Here is a 15,638-nt window from a genome sequence, read left to right as displayed (position 1 = left end):
ATGGCTGAAGAAGATCTGAAGACAAAAGGAACCGAAGTAGAAGAGGAAACCGGTTTCTGGAACCGGTTGAATATCCGTCTGCCCGAACGGTCCACCGGGCCCTTCCGTTACCTGCGTGATTTTTTTACCTGCCTGGAATTTTTAACAAGGATACGGATGACCAAGCGGGATGTATGGTTCCCTGATGATTTTGCCCGTTCAGTGCCTTATTTTCCGCTGGTTGGGGGAATAATGGGAGCGCTGATGTGGGGCGCTGCACGGATCGGTATGCTGGCCGGTTTTTCCGGTAATGTGATGGGGCTGTTCCTGGTAATGGCTGAACTTTTCTTTATCGGTACTCTGATGTATGACGGGTTTATGGATACCGCAGACGGTCTCTTCAGCGGAAGGACCCGGGAACGGAAACTGGAGATCATGCAGGACAGCCATGTGGGAGCCAATGCGGTAATCGGCGCCATCATACTGATACTGGCCAAGGTCACTTTGTTCGGCTCTTTCAAGCCTGCCGATCTGGGACCTTTACTGGCATCCATGTACATTATTACCCGGACACTGATGGTTATCTATATCCTGAGGTTCCCCAATGCCCGGCCCGGCGGTCTGGGGGAAATGTTTAAAACCGGCGGCAGCCCGGTCTATCTGTTGCTGGCTGTGGCTTTTGCAGCGGGGATGCTCTTCTTTTTGGGACCGGTGTGGTGCAAACTGGCTGTGATCAGCTGTATTCCCTGTATCGCCCTTGCGTTTTATCTGAAATGGAACCTGGGCGGTCTGACCGGAGATACGTTCGGCTTCCTGACAGAATGCGGCAACGTGATCGTACTGTTTTTAACCTATTGCTTTTTACGATAACTGTTGAAAATCATATAATCTTGAAACGTTGGATGAAATGATCCGGCATATGGGATATTATTTAACAGAGGAAACAGGAATGCATATTGAAGAACTCGTTACGAAAATTCAACCCTTGAGCAGGGAAATAATAGATGCAGCGCAGAAACGGTTTGACAACCTGATTAAACCGGTAGGCTCACTGGCACAGCTGGAAAGCATGACCACGCGCTATGCGGGCATCGTCGGCTCTTCGGATAAGAAGCTGGTAGTGATTCCGGAGACGCGCCTCCTTTTACTGTGGGGCGAGATGAAGCACACAGCGGAAATCGAAGCCGCAATGCTGAAGAAGAAAGCGGTTTCTGTTTTTGCGTCCCATGTAAATGCCAGGGTCATCCCGCTTCTGGTAATCGGCGAAACCGCGTATGACCTTTTGGAAGAAGGGGCGATGCTGACGGGGGAGTATATTGCTGAAGAAAAGGCAGGCCTTATCTGCCTGGGAACCTGTGAAAAAGAGTTAAGGCCGGACTGGCAGGACCTGCTGGAAGAAGAAGACGGTCTTGCCTTGCTTGAGAGGCTGCAATGCCATCCGGTATCTGCAATGACCGGATCCATATTGCAGGCAGCAGGCATGCGCATCCCTGTGATGCTGGATGGCGTGGCCAGCTGTCTGGCTGCCTTTGCCGCAGCCCGGTTTAATCCCTGTGTACTGCAATACTGTTTTGCAGGGGATGAATCGGCCGAACCGGGCAGTGCGGGTTTGTTGGAAAAACTGCAGCTGCAGGCGCCGTTACGCCTGTCCCTGAACAATGGGGAAGGTATCGGGGCGCTGACCTGTCTCCGGTTGTTCGACGCAGGTATCAAAGCCTACACGGAAATGGAAACCTTTGAAGAAGCCGGCGTACATAATGAGAAAGAAGATTATTCGTTCAAAGTTCAGGAAGATAAGAATAAACAAGGCAGAAGAAATAACTGACAGAATCTGCAAAGGGAGAAAGAATGCGCTGCTGTCCAGAGCAGCGAAAGGGGGAGAATTATGGCAAAACTTTATCTGATCCGTCATGGGGAAACCGATTACAACAATGCCATGCGTTTTCAGGGACAGACAGATATTCCGCTGAACCAGAACGGGATTGAACAGGCAGAAAAAGCAGCGGAATTCTTCAGGGATATTCCACTGCAGGCTATTTATACCAGCAGCCTGAAACGCGCAAGTGTTACCGCGGAAATCATTGGTAAGGCTAAAGGAATCGAACCGCAGGAAACAGATGCACTGCGGGAGATGAGTTTCGGCATCTGGGAAAATATGAACAGCGCTGATATCCAAAAGAAGTATGCGAAAGAGTGGAAGGATTTTTTTGCGAGCCCTGCCAACACTAAAATCCCGCAGGGAGAGAGCATGCTGGAGGTGCAAAAGCGCGCTTATCCGGAAGTACAGCGTATCCTGGACCAGTATCCCGAAGGGGATGTGGCCTTTGTCGCCCATGGCGGGGTCATCCGGGTGCTGATCTGCACCATGCTGGGACTGGATCTGAACCGTTCCTGGCACCTGCATGTAGGTAATGCATCCATTACCTGCTTCTATTATTGGGGACGTTCCTATACGCTGGATTATGCAAACATGACAAAATATTGACTAATTGGCAATAGCATGACAGATTTAGAACTTAAATTGCTTATATAATAACAAAAAGTGCTAAAACAATGTCAAAATGCAATTTTACTAAAATTGTAACCAATAATATTGCAATTTAGCATTGACAAGTTTTCTTTTTTTGGTATACTTCAATTTAGGATATCTCAAGGCCGGCTTAGTTTATTGTTTCGTTTTCTCACTTGTTTTCAAAGTACATCAAAAGGATGAAGCGGTACAGTAAGAAGATAGTTGTTCCTATGGGGTACAAAGAAAAGGAGTGACTGAACTATGTTTGAAGACAAGACACTGAAATGCGTCGAATGTGGTAATGAATTCATTTTTTCTGCATCGGAGCAGGAATTTTACGCAGAAAAAGGTTTTGCTAATGAACCGAAACGCTGCTCTTCCTGTCGTGCGGCCCGTAAAGCCCGTATGAACGGAACCCAGCCGCGTGAAATGTTTAAGGCAGTATGCGCTGAATGCGGCAAAGAAACAGAAGTACCTTTCCATCCTTCTGAAGACCGCCCGGTTTATTGCTTTGATTGCTTCAATAAACGGAAAGCAGGACATAACCACGAATAAAATGATGTAATGTTATAACATCACCCCTTAGAGACCCATAGTATCCCCAACCGACTGTTCAATTGGGCAGTCGGTTTATTTTTTGTTTTATAAAGATATTGAACAGCGTTGTGTGCATTATCACGTATTTATGATATAATGAATATCATTGAGAAAAAATGGCAGGAAAGGAATTAATTCCGGGCGGATGCTCCGCCTGACGTTATAAAGCATAACCGGTGTGTTATGTTTTTTCAGAAAGGGGTATATTTATTTTAGAATTTAAAGAAGTTGAGGTTAAAGATCGATCCTTATTTGAGTCGTATCTGAGCAAGCCGGAACATTTCGGCTCAGAATGTGCCTTTACCAACCTGTATATCTGGAGGGATTATTACCGTACCTGGTGGACGGAAAAGTTTGGTTTCCTGCTGATCAAGGTGCAGTTAGAAGATGAAGTGTTTTATCTGCAGCCGTTTGGCGGAAACGATGCGGACCTTGCGCTCCTTGCCAGAGAAATCAAAGAAGCAGAAGGCGGGCCCTTCGAATTCCGTGGCATTTATGAATGTTCTCTGGAACGTTTAAGCTGTCTGAAGGGTGAAGAGGAATATAGGGAAAGCCGTGACAGCTGGGACTACGTATATTTGCAGGAAGATCTGGCAACTTTGCGGGGCCGCCGTTACCACGGGCAGAAAAATCATTATAATACCTTTAAGCGGGAAAATCCGGATTATGTATTTGAAATGATCAATCCGGAAAACTTTGCAGAATGTCTGTATTTCGGGGAAGAGTGGTGCAAGGCCCGCATGGATACGGACCCGAGTATCGTCTGGGAGATCCGTGCCCTGCAGGAAGCCTTTGTAAACTTTGAAGCGCTGGGGTTACGCGGGGGAGCAATCCGCATCAATGGAAAGATCCAGGCTTTCGGTTTCGGCAAGGCAATTAACGGGCAGGTCTGCGACGAAAACGTGGAAAAGGCTAATTCCGATATCCGCGGGCTGTATGCAGCGATCCAGACAGAATGCGCCCAGAAGGTCTGGCCGGATATGAAATATATCAACCGGGAAGAAGACATGGGCCATGAAGGGCTGCGTAAAGCAAAAGAAGCGTTACACCCTGCGTTTATGGTGAAGAAGTACAGTTTGTTAGTAAAATAAGGAATCACGGATTACGCAGTGGTTCCATAAGTTGCGTTACAGGAAGACAGATACATCACATTGATTTGAGGGATCTATGAACTGCAGAATTATTACAGAGACAGAACTGCCCCGGGCCATGGCGCTGTGGGATTACTGTTTCGAAAAGAAGGAAGAGCCTTTTTTCCAGTGGTACTTTCAGGAATATTGTTTACAGCATAATCTTGTGTTAGGCGGTTTCTCCGAAGAGGACGGGCATTTACAGAGTATGCTGCACCTGAATCCGTACAGTATTTTATTGCGGGGGCAGGAAGAACGCGTTCCGTATATTGTGGGCGTGGCCACAGACCCGGCGGACCGGGGACAGAATCTGACGGGGGAACTGCTGCAGTCGGCGTTCCGCCAGCTGCGCAAGAAAGGCTGTGCTTTTGCTCTTTTGATGCCCGTCTATGCAGGAATATATCAGACCTGTGATTTTGCATTTTGTTATAGCAAACATGTATATGAAATGCCGTTATCAAAGCTTATTGTACCGTTCCCTTCCGGTAACCTGCAAATCCGGCATTTCAGCGCTTACGGGCGCGAACTGTTTGAAGATGTATATGCAGCCTTGTCGGACTGCTATAACGGACTGCCGATCCGCACAGACTTTCAATGGCAGAAGCTGCTGACCGTACATCAGCTTGAAAAGGTTCAGGCGGCAGTAGTGTATCACGGAGGGGACCCCAGAGGCTACATGTTCTATCAGATTACAGAAGATAAAACATTTTTTGTTCAGGAATTGGTTGCGCTGACGCCGGACGCAAAATGGGCGCTGCTGCAATACGCCAAAGGGCATCTGTCATCGGCGGATAAGCTGTACTGGGAAGCTATGGAAGACGATCTTACGTATCTTGATTTTCCGGATGCAGAACTGGCTGGGCGGGTAAAACCTTTTATGATGGTGCGCTGTTGTGACGCGGTACAGGCGCTGGAACGGTATGAAGTACCGGAAAATTGTCCGGACGGACAGGTAACTCTGTTGCTGCAGGATGAGCTGCTGGAAGAAAATAACTGCCTCGTCACCCTGACAGTTGATTCGGGAAGCCTGTATCTGGAAAAGGGAAAAAGCCCTGCTGACGCGGTGATTCCGATGGGTGCTTTTGCCCAGCTTTGCTTTGGCGCCTACACCTTTACCCAGCTGGTAGAAGCCGGAAAAATCAGGATGCAGTCCTATTTACCGGAATTGCCGGTCTTTCTTGATTTATTATTCCCCAAATGCATTAATTATATTAATGAGTATTATTAATTATCAGCACACGGAGGCCAAACCATGAGTGACATCAGACGAATTTATGTTGAAAAGAAAGACGCATTTGCCGTAGAAGCCAAAGGGCTGCTGGCAGATCTGAAGAACAACCTGCTGATGGACGGACTGGAAAAAGTCCGCGTTTTGGCGCGTTATGATGTAATGGGTCTTTCGGAGGAAGAGTTTGCACAGGCACTGCAGCTGGTATTATCTGAACCGCCTGTGGATACGGTTATGGAAGAACTGGTTCCTGCAGCTGATGAAAAGATGTTTGCAGTAGAGTTGCTGCCGGGCCAGTATGACCAGCGGGAAGACTTTGCGGCCCAATGCATCCAGCTGATCACCCAGAAAGAAAAACCGCTGGTGGCTGCCGCCAAGGTCTATGTATTAAAAGGCAGTCTGTCCGATGGGGAATTTGAAAAAGTAAAAAATTATCTGGTGAATCCCATCGAAGCCCGGGAAGCGGCCCTGGAAAAACCGGAAACGCTGGAAGACACCTGGGAAGAACCGGCGGATGTGGAACGGATGGAAGGCTTTTTGGACCGTTCGGAAGCGGAAATCGCTGCCATGCAGAAAGAACTGGGGCTTGCCATGAGCGTGGAAGACCTGCTGTGGATCCAAAAGTACTTTAAAGAAGAAGAAAAACGCGTGCCCACCATTACGGAAATCCGTGTGCTGGATACCTATTGGTCTGATCACTGCCGCCATACCACGTTCATGACGAATCTGGATAAAGTAGAGATCGAACCCGGGTATTATACAAAACCGATTGAAGAAGCCTTTAAACAGTATCTGTCTATCCGCGACAAGGTGTACGGCAAGAAAACGGACCGTCCCATCACCCTGATGGACATGGCCTGCATTGCAACGAAGAAACTGAAAAAGGAAAATAAATTCCCGGACAACGATGACTCCGAGGAGATCAATGCCTGTTCCATCGTCGTTCCGGTTGAAATTGACGGTAAAAAAGAAGACTGGCTGGTTATGTTCAAGAACGAGACCCATAACCATCCCACGGAGATTGAACCGTTCGGCGGCGCCGCTACCTGTCTGGGCGGCGCGATCCGCGATCCGCTGTCGGGCCGTGCCTATGTGTACCAGGCCATGCGGGTCACCGGGGCCGGTGATCCCCGTACACCCATTGAGAAAACGCTGGGAGGCAAGCTGCCCCAGCGCAAGCTGACCATCGGGGCAGCGGCTGGCTATTCTTCCTACGGTAACCAGATTGGCCTGGCTACCGGGCAGGTACAGGAGTATTATCATGACCGTTTTGTAGCCAAGCGTATGGAGATCGGCGCAGTTATGGGCGCAGCGCCCAGGAGCGCAGTCATCCGGGAACGTCCGGCAGCAGGAGACATCATTGTGCTGCTGGGAGGTCGTACCGGCCGTGACGGTATCGGCGGCGCGACCGGTTCGTCCAAAGAACATACGGTAGATTCCCTGGCTACCTGCGGTGCGGAAGTACAGAAGGGCAATCCGCCCACCGAACGGAAGATCCAGCGTCTGTTCCGCAATCCGGAAGTTACGGTCCTGATCAAACGCTGCAACGATTTCGGCGCCGGCGGTGTTTCTGTAGCCATCGGAGAGCTGGCAGACGGACTGAAGATCAATCTGGATAAAGTAACGAAAAAATATGCCGGTCTGGACGGTACGGAACTGGCCATCTCCGAATCCCAGGAACGGATGGCGGTTGTGATCCGGAAAGAAGACTGGGAGAAGTTTGCAAAATTTGCAGATGAAGAAAACCTGGAAGCCACCGTTGTTGCGGAAGTTACGGAAGAACCTCGTCTTGTCATGTACTGGCGCGGCGATAAAATAGTTGATATTTCCCGCAGGTTCCTGGACACTAACGGCGTGGCACAGCATGCAGAAGTGGTAGTGAAAGATATTACCGGTAAATCTGTTTTCGACAAAACGCCTGAGGTCGTGGAAAAAGCCGCAAATCTGAAAGAAGCCTGGCTGAAGAACTTAGGACGCCTGAATGTCTGCAGTGAAAAAGGATTAAGCGAGCGGTTCGACTCCACCATAGGCAGGGCTACGGTTGAGATGCCCTTTGGCGGAAAGTTACAGTTAACGCCTGCGGAAGGCATGGTAGCCCAGATCCCGGTGCTGCACGGACACACTGACGCAGCATCCCTCATGACCCACGGTTATAATCCGGAGGTTGCCTGCTGGAGCCCGTTCCATGGGGCCATGTATGCAGTGACCCAGTCTCTGGTGAAGGCGGTGGCGTTAGGGGCGGACCCCGATACGATCCGTCTTACCTTACAGGAATATTTCCAGGGCATGAAGGCCAAAGAAGACTGGGGCCTGCCCTTTGCAGCGCTGCTGGGTGCCAATACGGTACTGAACAGTATGGAAGTTCCTGCGGTAGGCGGGAAAGACAGTATGTCAGGCAGCTTTATGGATCTGCATGTTCCGCCCACGCTGGTATCTTTTGCCGTCAATGTGATCGACGGGCGCAAAGCCGTTTCCAGCGAATTTAAAGCAGCCGGGGACAAAGTCGTGTTCCTGACCACGCCCCTGCTGGAAGGGGACGTGCTGGACTTTGCCGTTCTGCGGAAAAACCTTCGTAAGGTCCACCAGCTGGTTTTGGAAGGAAAGATCAAAGCTGCGGCAGCTGTTGAGGAAGGCGGCATTGCGGCCGGCATCACCAAAATGACCTTGGGCAACGCCCTGGGCTTTACCTTTATCAAACCGTTCCCCCATACGGAAAATCTGTTCACACTGCAACCGGGCGGTATGCTGCTGGAAATTGCGGGGGATGCGGACCCGGAAAGCCTGTTCGGCGACCTGGAATATCTGCCGTTGGGCACTGTTACGGAAAAGGCAGAAGTGGTCATTAACGATGTGACGCTGTCTAATGCAGAACTGGTGAAAGCCTATACAGAAACACTGGAACCCATCTTCCCGGCCAAAGCGCCGGCATCGGAAACACCTGCCGATTTACTGACACAGCCTTTATACAAACGGGACCTGCCTCTGACGGCGCCGGTAACTCTGGCCAGACCGAAAGTATTTATTCCCGTATTCCCGGGGCAGAACTGTGAATATGATACAGCCAGGGCATTTGACCTGGCCGGTGCGGAAAGCCATGTGTTTATCATCCGCAACCTGACGGCACAGGCTATCGAAGAAACCATCCAGGCAATGGTAAAGGGGATCAGAGAATCCCAGATCATCATGCTGCCCGGCGGTTTCAGCGCCGGTGATGAACCGGACGGCAGCGGGAAATTCATTGCTACCATGTTCCGGAATCCGCGGATCACGGAAGCGGTCAACGATCTGCTGCAAAACCGCGACGGCCTGATGCTGGGTATCTGTAACGGTTTCCAGGCGCTGATCAAATTAGGTCTGGTGCCTTACGGTGAGATCCGTCCGCTGGAGGAAAATTCCCCGACGCTGACCTTTAATACCATTGGCCGCCATATTTCCCAGATGGTTTATACACGTATTACGTCCAACAAATCACCCTGGTTTAACTTGGTACAGCCGGGAGACATACATGCCATTGCGGTATCCCATGGGGAAGGCAGGTTCTATGCACCGGAAGAAACGATCCGGGAACTGTTCCAGAACGGACAGGTGGCTACCCAGTATGTGGATCTGAGGGGCACACCCACCATGGCCAGCCCGGAAAACCCAAACGGGTCCCTGTACGCCATCGAGGGCATTACCAGCCCGGACGGACGCATCCTTGGCAAGATGGGTCACAGCGAACGTTATATCCCCGGTCTGATGCAAAATATTTATGGGGAAAAAGATCAGCATATCTTTGAAAGCGGAGTGAGGTATTTTAAGTAAAGTTCACAAATTGAATTGTGTTAAATTTTCCCTGAAATGAAATTATTTTACCGTGGGATGTCCTAAACCCGCATGGTTATCAACTGCGCAATTTGATGTCACGAAGATGTCATGACATCAAATTGCATTTTTCTTAATGGAAAAGTTCACAAACTTTTGTCGGAATTGTGCTATAATATGTATTGTAATTAGATGAATTTTGGAGATTTATATAAAATTGCAGTAATGGTATAGTTGCTTTTACATGTTTTTTTATGGATCTCAGTAATTGGCAAAACAAATTATCTGAGAGGGTGTTTTCTGAATGTCTTTTAAAAAGCTTGCTACTGTTTTTGCAACTGTTGCATTGTCCTGTTTTTCATTTTCAACAGCGTTCGCCGATTTTGCGGTAGGCGACCGCGGGATGGAAGTGATTGAAATCCAGAAACAACTGGCTGTCCTGCACTACAATGTAGGTGAGATTGACGGCGTATTTGGCCCGGCTACAGAAAAAGCGGTAAAGGATTTCCAGACAGCAAAAGGATTAACTGTTGACGGAATTGTCAATGATACTACGTATCGTAATCTCTTAAACAAGGAGTTACCTCCGGACCGTTATGGCAACCACATGATGACCCGTACTATTCTGAGGGCTGCGTACAGCATGCTTGGGGTTCCGTATATGTTCGGCGGCATGTCTCCCGGAGGGTTTGACTGCTCCGGTTTTGTATGCTATGTTTTTGGCAAAGCCGGTATTTCCCTGCCCCGTATGGCAGATTCGCAGTATGATGCTGTAACCCATGTTTCCAGAGGAAATCTGCGGACAGGCGACCTGGTGTTCTTTGAGACTTACTGCCCCGGTCCTTCCCATGTGGGTATTTATATCGGGGACGGTAAATTTATTCATGCTTCCAGCAGTAAAGGCATTTCTGTTGCAGAAGTCTTCACCGGTTACTGGGGCGCCAGGTATCTGGGCGCAGGCAGAGTGTATAACTGAACAGGCGGCACAAGTATGACTTTCAACAGGCAGACCGTTCCGGTTTGCCTGTTTTTACTTTTATATATGGCGCTTTTTCGTCATTTTTGTAAATCTTTTGTGAGATGAAACAGCAGCCTCTGTTTTCCATGTCATTTATATTGTATAATACATAATGTAAGATGAGATATGATAACGACAGGACAGTCATGCTGTTACATCTGGACAGGTACAGTTTGCAAGTTTTAGTTTTGAACGGAGAAAAGGAGAAAGCTATGTCTAAAATACTGATTGCGGATGACGAACCCCAGATTCGTGAGATTTTACGTGTATATTTTCAAAAGGAAGATTTTGTTGTGGTGGAAGCAGAAGACGGACAGCAGGCTCTTTCAATGATTGGAAAAGAAAAACCGGACCTGGTACTGCTTGATATCATGATGCCGGTACTGGATGGGATCACGGCCTGCGAAGAAATCCGCCGCCGCTATGACCTTCCCATCATCATGCTGACTGCCAAGGACGAAGACGACGACCGGATCCTGGGGCTGGAAAAAGGTGCGGACGATTACATTACCAAGCCCTTTAATCCACGCGAAGTAGTGGCCCGCGTCAAAGCCGTACTGCGCCGGTCCGGCGGGTTCCAGAAGCTTAGCGATAAGTGGAAGATTGAGTATGAAGGCCTTTCTATTGACAGGGAACGGATGCAGGTCACTTCTGGAGGCAAGCTTGTTACGTTTACAACGAAAGAATTTGAACTGCTTTATTATCTTGCATCCGCGCCGGGAAAAGTTTTTTCCCGCAACCAATTGCTGGAATCTATTTGGGGTTATACCTATTTTGGGGATACCCGTACGGTAGACACTCATATTAAACGGATCCGCCAGAAGCTGGCCATTCCGAAAGATTCAGCCTGGGATATTGAAACGGTCTGGGGTGTAGGCTATAAGTTCGAGCTGAAAAGGAAAACGGTTGAGCCTGCCAAAGCATAATTTTTGAGGTGCAGTGTGAACAAATCTCTGAGTACCCGGCTGATGTACAGCTTTATGGCCATCATCGTTATTGTGGTGGTCGGCATCACAGCCGGTACTTCCTATTTAATTGCAGACTACTTTTTTAAAATCAAAGAAGACGAGCTGGCCCAGAAGGGTCACGAGATGGCAGATACCGTGGAGTACTTTGTTACAAAAGATAATAACCGGTATATGCTGATGCGGTATATCATTGCGGTAGACCGTCTGGTAGGCGCCCGTATCTGGCTGTTCGACAATGATTATAATCTGCTGGCTGCCTCCAATATCGCGGCAGATGTGGATGACGCCAGCAAAATTACAGCCGGAGGAAAGGTGGGAACCGGTAAGCCCGATGTTTCCATTCCCGCTCCGGCAGACACTATTCCTGTCTATAAATATACGTCACGGCTGGCAGAAGAAATCAAAAGCGGTCAGGTATCCCGTAACGTAAATAAAATTCTGAAAGATATTTACCGTGGGGAGAGTGTACGTTCCCAGATTTATCATCCGTATTTCAAAGAGCAGGTTATCCTGGTTGGCGTCCCTTACGGGAACTCAATAAACTCCCGTGGCGCGATCCTGATGGCAGAACCTCTGAGCGGTTTTGGAGGCTTTTTGAGGAATGTGTACATCTTTACTATCATTGTCGGTCTGTTGGGACTGCTGCTCAGCCTGTTTATGGTACGCAGTCTTTCCCGTCAGATTGTAAAGCCTCTGGTTTCTATGAAAGATGCTACTATCGCCATTGCTAAGGGTAATTATTCACGCATGGTAGAAGTTGGGAGTGAAGATGAAGTTGCCGAGCTCGGGAATGCCATCAATCACCTGAGCACGGAACTGAGCAACTATCTGGGCAAGATGGCGCGGATGGAAAAGATCCGACGCGATTTTGTGGCCAATGTATCCCATGAACTGCGGACCCCCATCACCATCATACGGGGTTACAACGATATTGTGAGCGACAGCCTGGAAGAAAAGGATCCCAACAAAAGGTACTGTGACCTGATCGGCAGTGAAACCAAACGGCTGGAACGGCTGGTACGTGCTCTTCTGGACATCAGCCGGCTGCAGTCTGCAGATAAGCTGAAAGTATCGGATACAGAGCCGCTGCCTGTGGCGGAGATTATCCGTAATGTGGCCGAAAAACTGAAAGTAAAGGCAGAGCCGAAACATATTACCTTAAAACTTCAGGTGGAAGAAGGCGTGGAAATACTGGGGAACGGTGACCAGATCGTTCAACTGGTGCTGCTGCTGGGTGATAATGCCATCAAATACTCGCCCGAAGGAAGCCATGTCCGTTTTGAAACGAAGCTGCAGGCTAACGGCGCTTTTGAGTTAAGTGTTGTAGACAACGGTCCCGGGATTCCGGAAGAAGATTTACCTTTTATCTTTGAACGATTCTATAAGGTCGACAAGTCACACGCACACAGTTCTTCCAAAGGAACGGGGCTGGGACTGGCGATTGCCAAAGAAATCGTCCGTATGCATGGCGCGCAGATCGAAGTGTTCTCACAGGTCGGTGTAGGGACCCGGTTTGTGGTGAATTTCCCCAGGGAAGCCGTCATACGTCAGGAAGGGCAGCCATGATGTTCGAAATGCTGAATCCGGAATACCGATTTTCCGCACTTGCGAAGATTACACCGGAATGGATGCGAAAGCATCATTACCGGGCATTGCTGATGGATATAGACAATACACTGCTGCCGCGCAACAGTTATGTTGTGCCGGAAAAGAACATAGCCTGGCTGATGCGGATGCAGAAACAGGGTATTGCGCTGGTACTGGCTTCCAATAACGGCGGCGAAAGGGTGGAGGCAATCAAAAAGCAGCTGGAAAGAAACGGATTGTCGATCCCCATCCTGACCTGGGCGGGCAAACCCTTTCCCCGGGCTTACGATGGTGCGCTGCGGCTGCTGGAATCATCTGTTGCATCAGACGGAGATGTTTTTGCTGATTTGGCAAAGCATCCTTCCCGGATTCTGGCTGCAGGAGATCAGTTGTTTACGGATGTGCTGGGGGCTCACTGGTATCATTTACCGGCTGCGTGGCTTCGCCCCCTTTCCAAAAATGATTTTATCGGTACGAAAGTACTCCGGCTTTTGGAACAGTGGATAACCGGACGTCTTGCTGAAAAGGGACTTCTCCCGGAAGAAGACCTTGAAACAAAATAATAAGAAATATGAATTAAGAAAGCTGGTATTAACATGAAAATAGCGCTGGTCCAGATGGAAATCAAAGAACGGAACTGTGCAGGGAATACGGAACATGGCCTTATGCTTCTGGAAGAAGCAGCACGCCAGAGCGATCTGGTTATTTTGCCGGAAATCTGGACGACCGGATATTCCCTGGGCCATCTGAAAGAGGAAGCGGTAACACTGGACAGCCCGCTGGTGGAAACCTTGTGCAGGATTGCTAAAAAGCATAACTGTTCGCTGTTGCCCGGTTCACTGCCGATCCGGAAAAATGGCCACATATATAATATGATCCCTGCCATCAGCAAAGAGGGAAAACTGGTTTATGAATATGGCAAGGCGCATCTTTTCGGCATGTTTGAAGAAGAAAAGTTCTTTGCGCCGGGTGACTCTTTTGATGTGTTCAACCTGGACGGTATATGCTGCGGCGCTACAATCTGTTATGATTTACGGTTTCCTGAACTTTACCGGCATCTTGCCTTACAGGGTGCGCAGCTGATAGTCTGTCCGGCTGAATGGCCGGCGCGCAGAGGAGACGGCTTTGATTTATTATCCAGGGCCCGGGCTTTCGAAAACCATGTGTTTGTGGCTGCGGTGAACTGTGTCGGTTCTTTCAAAGGCGATCCTTTCTACGGACACTCCCGGGTGATCGATCCCCTGAACCGTATCCTTGCGGAAGGCGGCGACAGCGAAGAAATCATTTATGCAGATATTGATCTGGATGTTATCGAAAAGGTGCGCAGCAATCTAAATGCCCTGGCAGACGTACGTTTTAAGATTTCGGAACCGGGTGATTAGTCATGAAAGAGAAAATCGTTTCACTTTTCCTTCTGCTTACCCTTTGCCTGTTTTTCCTGTCTCCTGACGCAATCGCAGCTAAGCCGGTGCCGAAAGATATAAATTATCTGTTAGGTCTGTATTACGGAAACGGTTCCGCATTTCTGCTGCGGGAGGAAAAAGGCGTTTTGCAAATTGTGTATCATACTGACCCGGAAGACAAAGACTTTCGGTGGGGAAACATTTTCCCGTTAAAAAAAGTTCACTTTGATTCCTATACGCTGAACGAAGAAGGCCCTATCCTCGGTACAGAAGCCCCGGTGCATTTTGAACGGGATACAGACGGAAACGGTATTGTCTGCAAGATTGGAGGCAAACGGTTTACCCGGAGTTTTTTTCCGGGCGAAGGAAACAACGTGTTCCGGGTAGAAATGAATCAGGACTACCAGCTTTTGAAAGACGCGGCGCCTAAGGCCGACATGCCGGCAAAGCTGCAGCAGGGACAGGCAGGGAAGCTGGTCCGCATCCGGTTGGTCGTTCCCAATGTTAAGTTTGATTTGCGTTACACGGGAACAAATAACATTTTCGGCATTTCCCTGTATGATTCTTCGGAAGCCTTTGCAGATACAGAAACAGCTGCCGCTTTGAAAAAGGCTGCCGACCAGCTTGCAACACGGGGGTATGGGATCTTAGTATGGGAAGCCTATCGGCCCTGGCACATTTCCAAACTGGCATCGGATCTTCTGCCGAAAGATAAAAAAAGCATGCTCCCGTCTCCGGATAAAGGGGAAGACCGTAATACGGGGCGTGCGGTAGACGTTAGCCTGTATGATCTGACAAGCGGGGAAGCCGTGACCATGATCAGTGATTTTGATGAGGTGTCTGTCCGCCAGTTCCCGGGCTTTACGGGCGGAACGGAGGAACAACGTACCCTGCGGGATCTGCTGGTTTCCGTGATGACAAAGAACGGTTTTACTCAGGGCAAAGAAGAGTGGTGGCATTTTACACTGGGTGATTTGAAGGGCTGGCAGCATTTAAATATTCCCTATGGGCAGATTAAGTAAAATGTGCTACAATATGTGACGTGTGTAAAATTTATTACGGAGGAGAATCCATAATGACAGTATATGATTGTGCCAATGAACTGGCAAGAGAAATGCGGGCAACACGTGAGTTTGCCGTGTTAAAGGAAGCAAAGGAAAAATTATCTGCGGAACCGGACACCAAAGCACTGGTCGCCCGTTTCATGCAGCTGGGGCAGGAAGTGGAAATCGCCCGGTATCAGAAGAAGGAGATCCCGGCTGAAAAGGAAACCCAGTTTAATGATATGATGCGTACCCTCAGCCTGAACCCGCTGGCGATGAATTACCTGAATGCGTTCCAGCGTTTCCAGCTGATGTTCCAGGACGTATCGAAGACGATCACGGATGTCGTGAAGGAAGTTGCGGAATAAT

Annotated in this window: 14 protein-coding genes; all 14 read left to right on the top strand. The window is 49.0% G+C overall.

Annotated features, from left to right (window positions below; translation table 11 throughout):
* On the top strand, positions 1-849 hold the full coding sequence (locus tag ACZOWY_RS03430; protein ID WP_484392937.1) for an adenosylcobinamide-GDP ribazoletransferase: 849 nt from the start codon (positions 1-3) through the stop codon (positions 847-849).
* A gap of 79 nt (positions 850-928) precedes the next feature.
* Complete coding sequence (locus ACZOWY_RS03425) at positions 929-1,804, top strand: nicotinate-nucleotide--dimethylbenzimidazole phosphoribosyltransferase (protein WP_484392936.1); 876 nt, start codon at positions 929-931, stop codon at positions 1,802-1,804.
* A 60-nt stretch (positions 1,805-1,864) separates the two neighbouring features.
* Positions 1,865-2,464, top strand: a complete 600-nt coding sequence (gene cobC / locus ACZOWY_RS03420) for an alpha-ribazole phosphatase (protein WP_484392933.1) — start codon at positions 1,865-1,867, stop codon at positions 2,462-2,464.
* Between the two features lie 288 nt (positions 2,465-2,752).
* On the top strand, positions 2,753-3,046 hold the full coding sequence (locus tag ACZOWY_RS03415) for a zinc-ribbon domain containing protein (protein WP_484392931.1): 294 nt from the start codon (positions 2,753-2,755) through the stop codon (positions 3,044-3,046).
* Positions 3,047-3,264: 218 nt separating this feature from the next.
* Complete coding sequence (locus ACZOWY_RS03410) at positions 3,265-4,179, top strand: DUF2156 domain-containing protein (protein ID WP_484392929.1); 915 nt, start codon at positions 3,265-3,267, stop codon at positions 4,177-4,179.
* Positions 4,180-4,255: 76 nt separating this feature from the next.
* The gene (locus ACZOWY_RS03405) at positions 4,256-5,446 is read left to right on the top strand and encodes a GNAT family N-acetyltransferase (RefSeq protein WP_484392926.1); all 1,191 of its coding nucleotides are present in this window, start codon (positions 4,256-4,258) and stop codon (positions 5,444-5,446) included.
* A 24-nt stretch (positions 5,447-5,470) separates the two neighbouring features.
* Complete coding sequence (locus ACZOWY_RS03400; RefSeq protein WP_484392923.1) at positions 5,471-9,250, top strand: phosphoribosylformylglycinamidine synthase; 3,780 nt, start codon at positions 5,471-5,473, stop codon at positions 9,248-9,250.
* Between the two features lie 403 nt (positions 9,251-9,653).
* Positions 9,654-10,226, top strand: coding sequence for a C40 family peptidase (locus ACZOWY_RS03395; protein ID WP_484392919.1), 573 nt, complete (start codon positions 9,654-9,656; stop codon positions 10,224-10,226).
* A 254-nt stretch (positions 10,227-10,480) separates the two neighbouring features.
* On the top strand, positions 10,481-11,194 hold the full coding sequence (locus ACZOWY_RS03390) for a response regulator transcription factor (protein ID WP_484392918.1): 714 nt from the start codon (positions 10,481-10,483) through the stop codon (positions 11,192-11,194).
* 15 nt (positions 11,195-11,209) lie between these two features.
* The gene (locus ACZOWY_RS03385) at positions 11,210-12,802 is read left to right on the top strand and encodes a sensor histidine kinase (RefSeq protein WP_484392917.1); all 1,593 of its coding nucleotides are present in this window, start codon (positions 11,210-11,212) and stop codon (positions 12,800-12,802) included.
* Positions 12,799-13,386: a YqeG family HAD IIIA-type phosphatase gene (locus tag ACZOWY_RS03380; protein ID WP_484392913.1), complete on the top strand. Its 588-nt coding sequence runs from the start codon at positions 12,799-12,801 to the stop codon at positions 13,384-13,386. Before ACZOWY_RS03385 ends, ACZOWY_RS03380 begins: the two co-directional genes overlap by 4 nt.
* A gap of 33 nt (positions 13,387-13,419) precedes the next feature.
* Positions 13,420-14,205, top strand: a complete 786-nt coding sequence (locus tag ACZOWY_RS03375; RefSeq protein WP_484392911.1) for a carbon-nitrogen family hydrolase — start codon at positions 13,420-13,422, stop codon at positions 14,203-14,205.
* Between the two features lie 2 nt (positions 14,206-14,207).
* Positions 14,208-15,248, top strand: coding sequence for a M15 family metallopeptidase (locus tag ACZOWY_RS03370; RefSeq protein ID WP_484392910.1), 1,041 nt, complete (start codon positions 14,208-14,210; stop codon positions 15,246-15,248).
* 53 nt (positions 15,249-15,301) lie between these two features.
* A complete protein-coding gene (locus ACZOWY_RS03365) occupies positions 15,302-15,637 on the top strand; it encodes a YlbF/YmcA family competence regulator (RefSeq protein ID WP_484392907.1) in 336 nt (111 codons plus the stop codon).
* Position 15,638 lies beyond the last annotated feature (1 nt).

The sequence above is a fragment of the Succiniclasticum sp. genome (assembly GCF_056977735.1).
The sequence above is the reverse complement of the archived record's forward strand: the minus strand, read 5'-3'. Positions and strand labels throughout refer to the sequence as shown.

Coding starts and splice junctions, on each gene's coding strand:
- ACZOWY_RS03430 (WP_484392937.1), top strand. CDS start 1: ATGGCTGAAGAAGATCTGAAGACAAAAGGAACCGAAGTAGAAGAGGAA.
- ACZOWY_RS03425 (WP_484392936.1), top strand. CDS start 929: ATGCATATTGAAGAACTCGTTACGAAAATTCAACCCTTGAGCAGGGAA.
- cobC (WP_484392933.1), top strand. CDS start 1,865: ATGGCAAAACTTTATCTGATCCGTCATGGGGAAACCGATTACAACAAT.
- ACZOWY_RS03415 (WP_484392931.1), top strand. CDS start 2,753: ATGTTTGAAGACAAGACACTGAAATGCGTCGAATGTGGTAATGAATTC.
- ACZOWY_RS03405 (WP_484392926.1), top strand. CDS start 4,256: ATGAACTGCAGAATTATTACAGAGACAGAACTGCCCCGGGCCATGGCG.
- ACZOWY_RS03400 (WP_484392923.1), top strand. CDS start 5,471: ATGAGTGACATCAGACGAATTTATGTTGAAAAGAAAGACGCATTTGCC.
- ACZOWY_RS03395 (WP_484392919.1), top strand. CDS start 9,654: ATGGAAGTGATTGAAATCCAGAAACAACTGGCTGTCCTGCACTACAAT.
- ACZOWY_RS03390 (WP_484392918.1), top strand. CDS start 10,481: ATGTCTAAAATACTGATTGCGGATGACGAACCCCAGATTCGTGAGATT.
- ACZOWY_RS03380 (WP_484392913.1), top strand. CDS start 12,799: ATGATGTTCGAAATGCTGAATCCGGAATACCGATTTTCCGCACTTGCG.
- ACZOWY_RS03375 (WP_484392911.1), top strand. CDS start 13,420: ATGAAAATAGCGCTGGTCCAGATGGAAATCAAAGAACGGAACTGTGCA.
- ACZOWY_RS03370 (WP_484392910.1), top strand. CDS start 14,208: ATGAAAGAGAAAATCGTTTCACTTTTCCTTCTGCTTACCCTTTGCCTG.
- ACZOWY_RS03365 (WP_484392907.1), top strand. CDS start 15,302: ATGACAGTATATGATTGTGCCAATGAACTGGCAAGAGAAATGCGGGCA.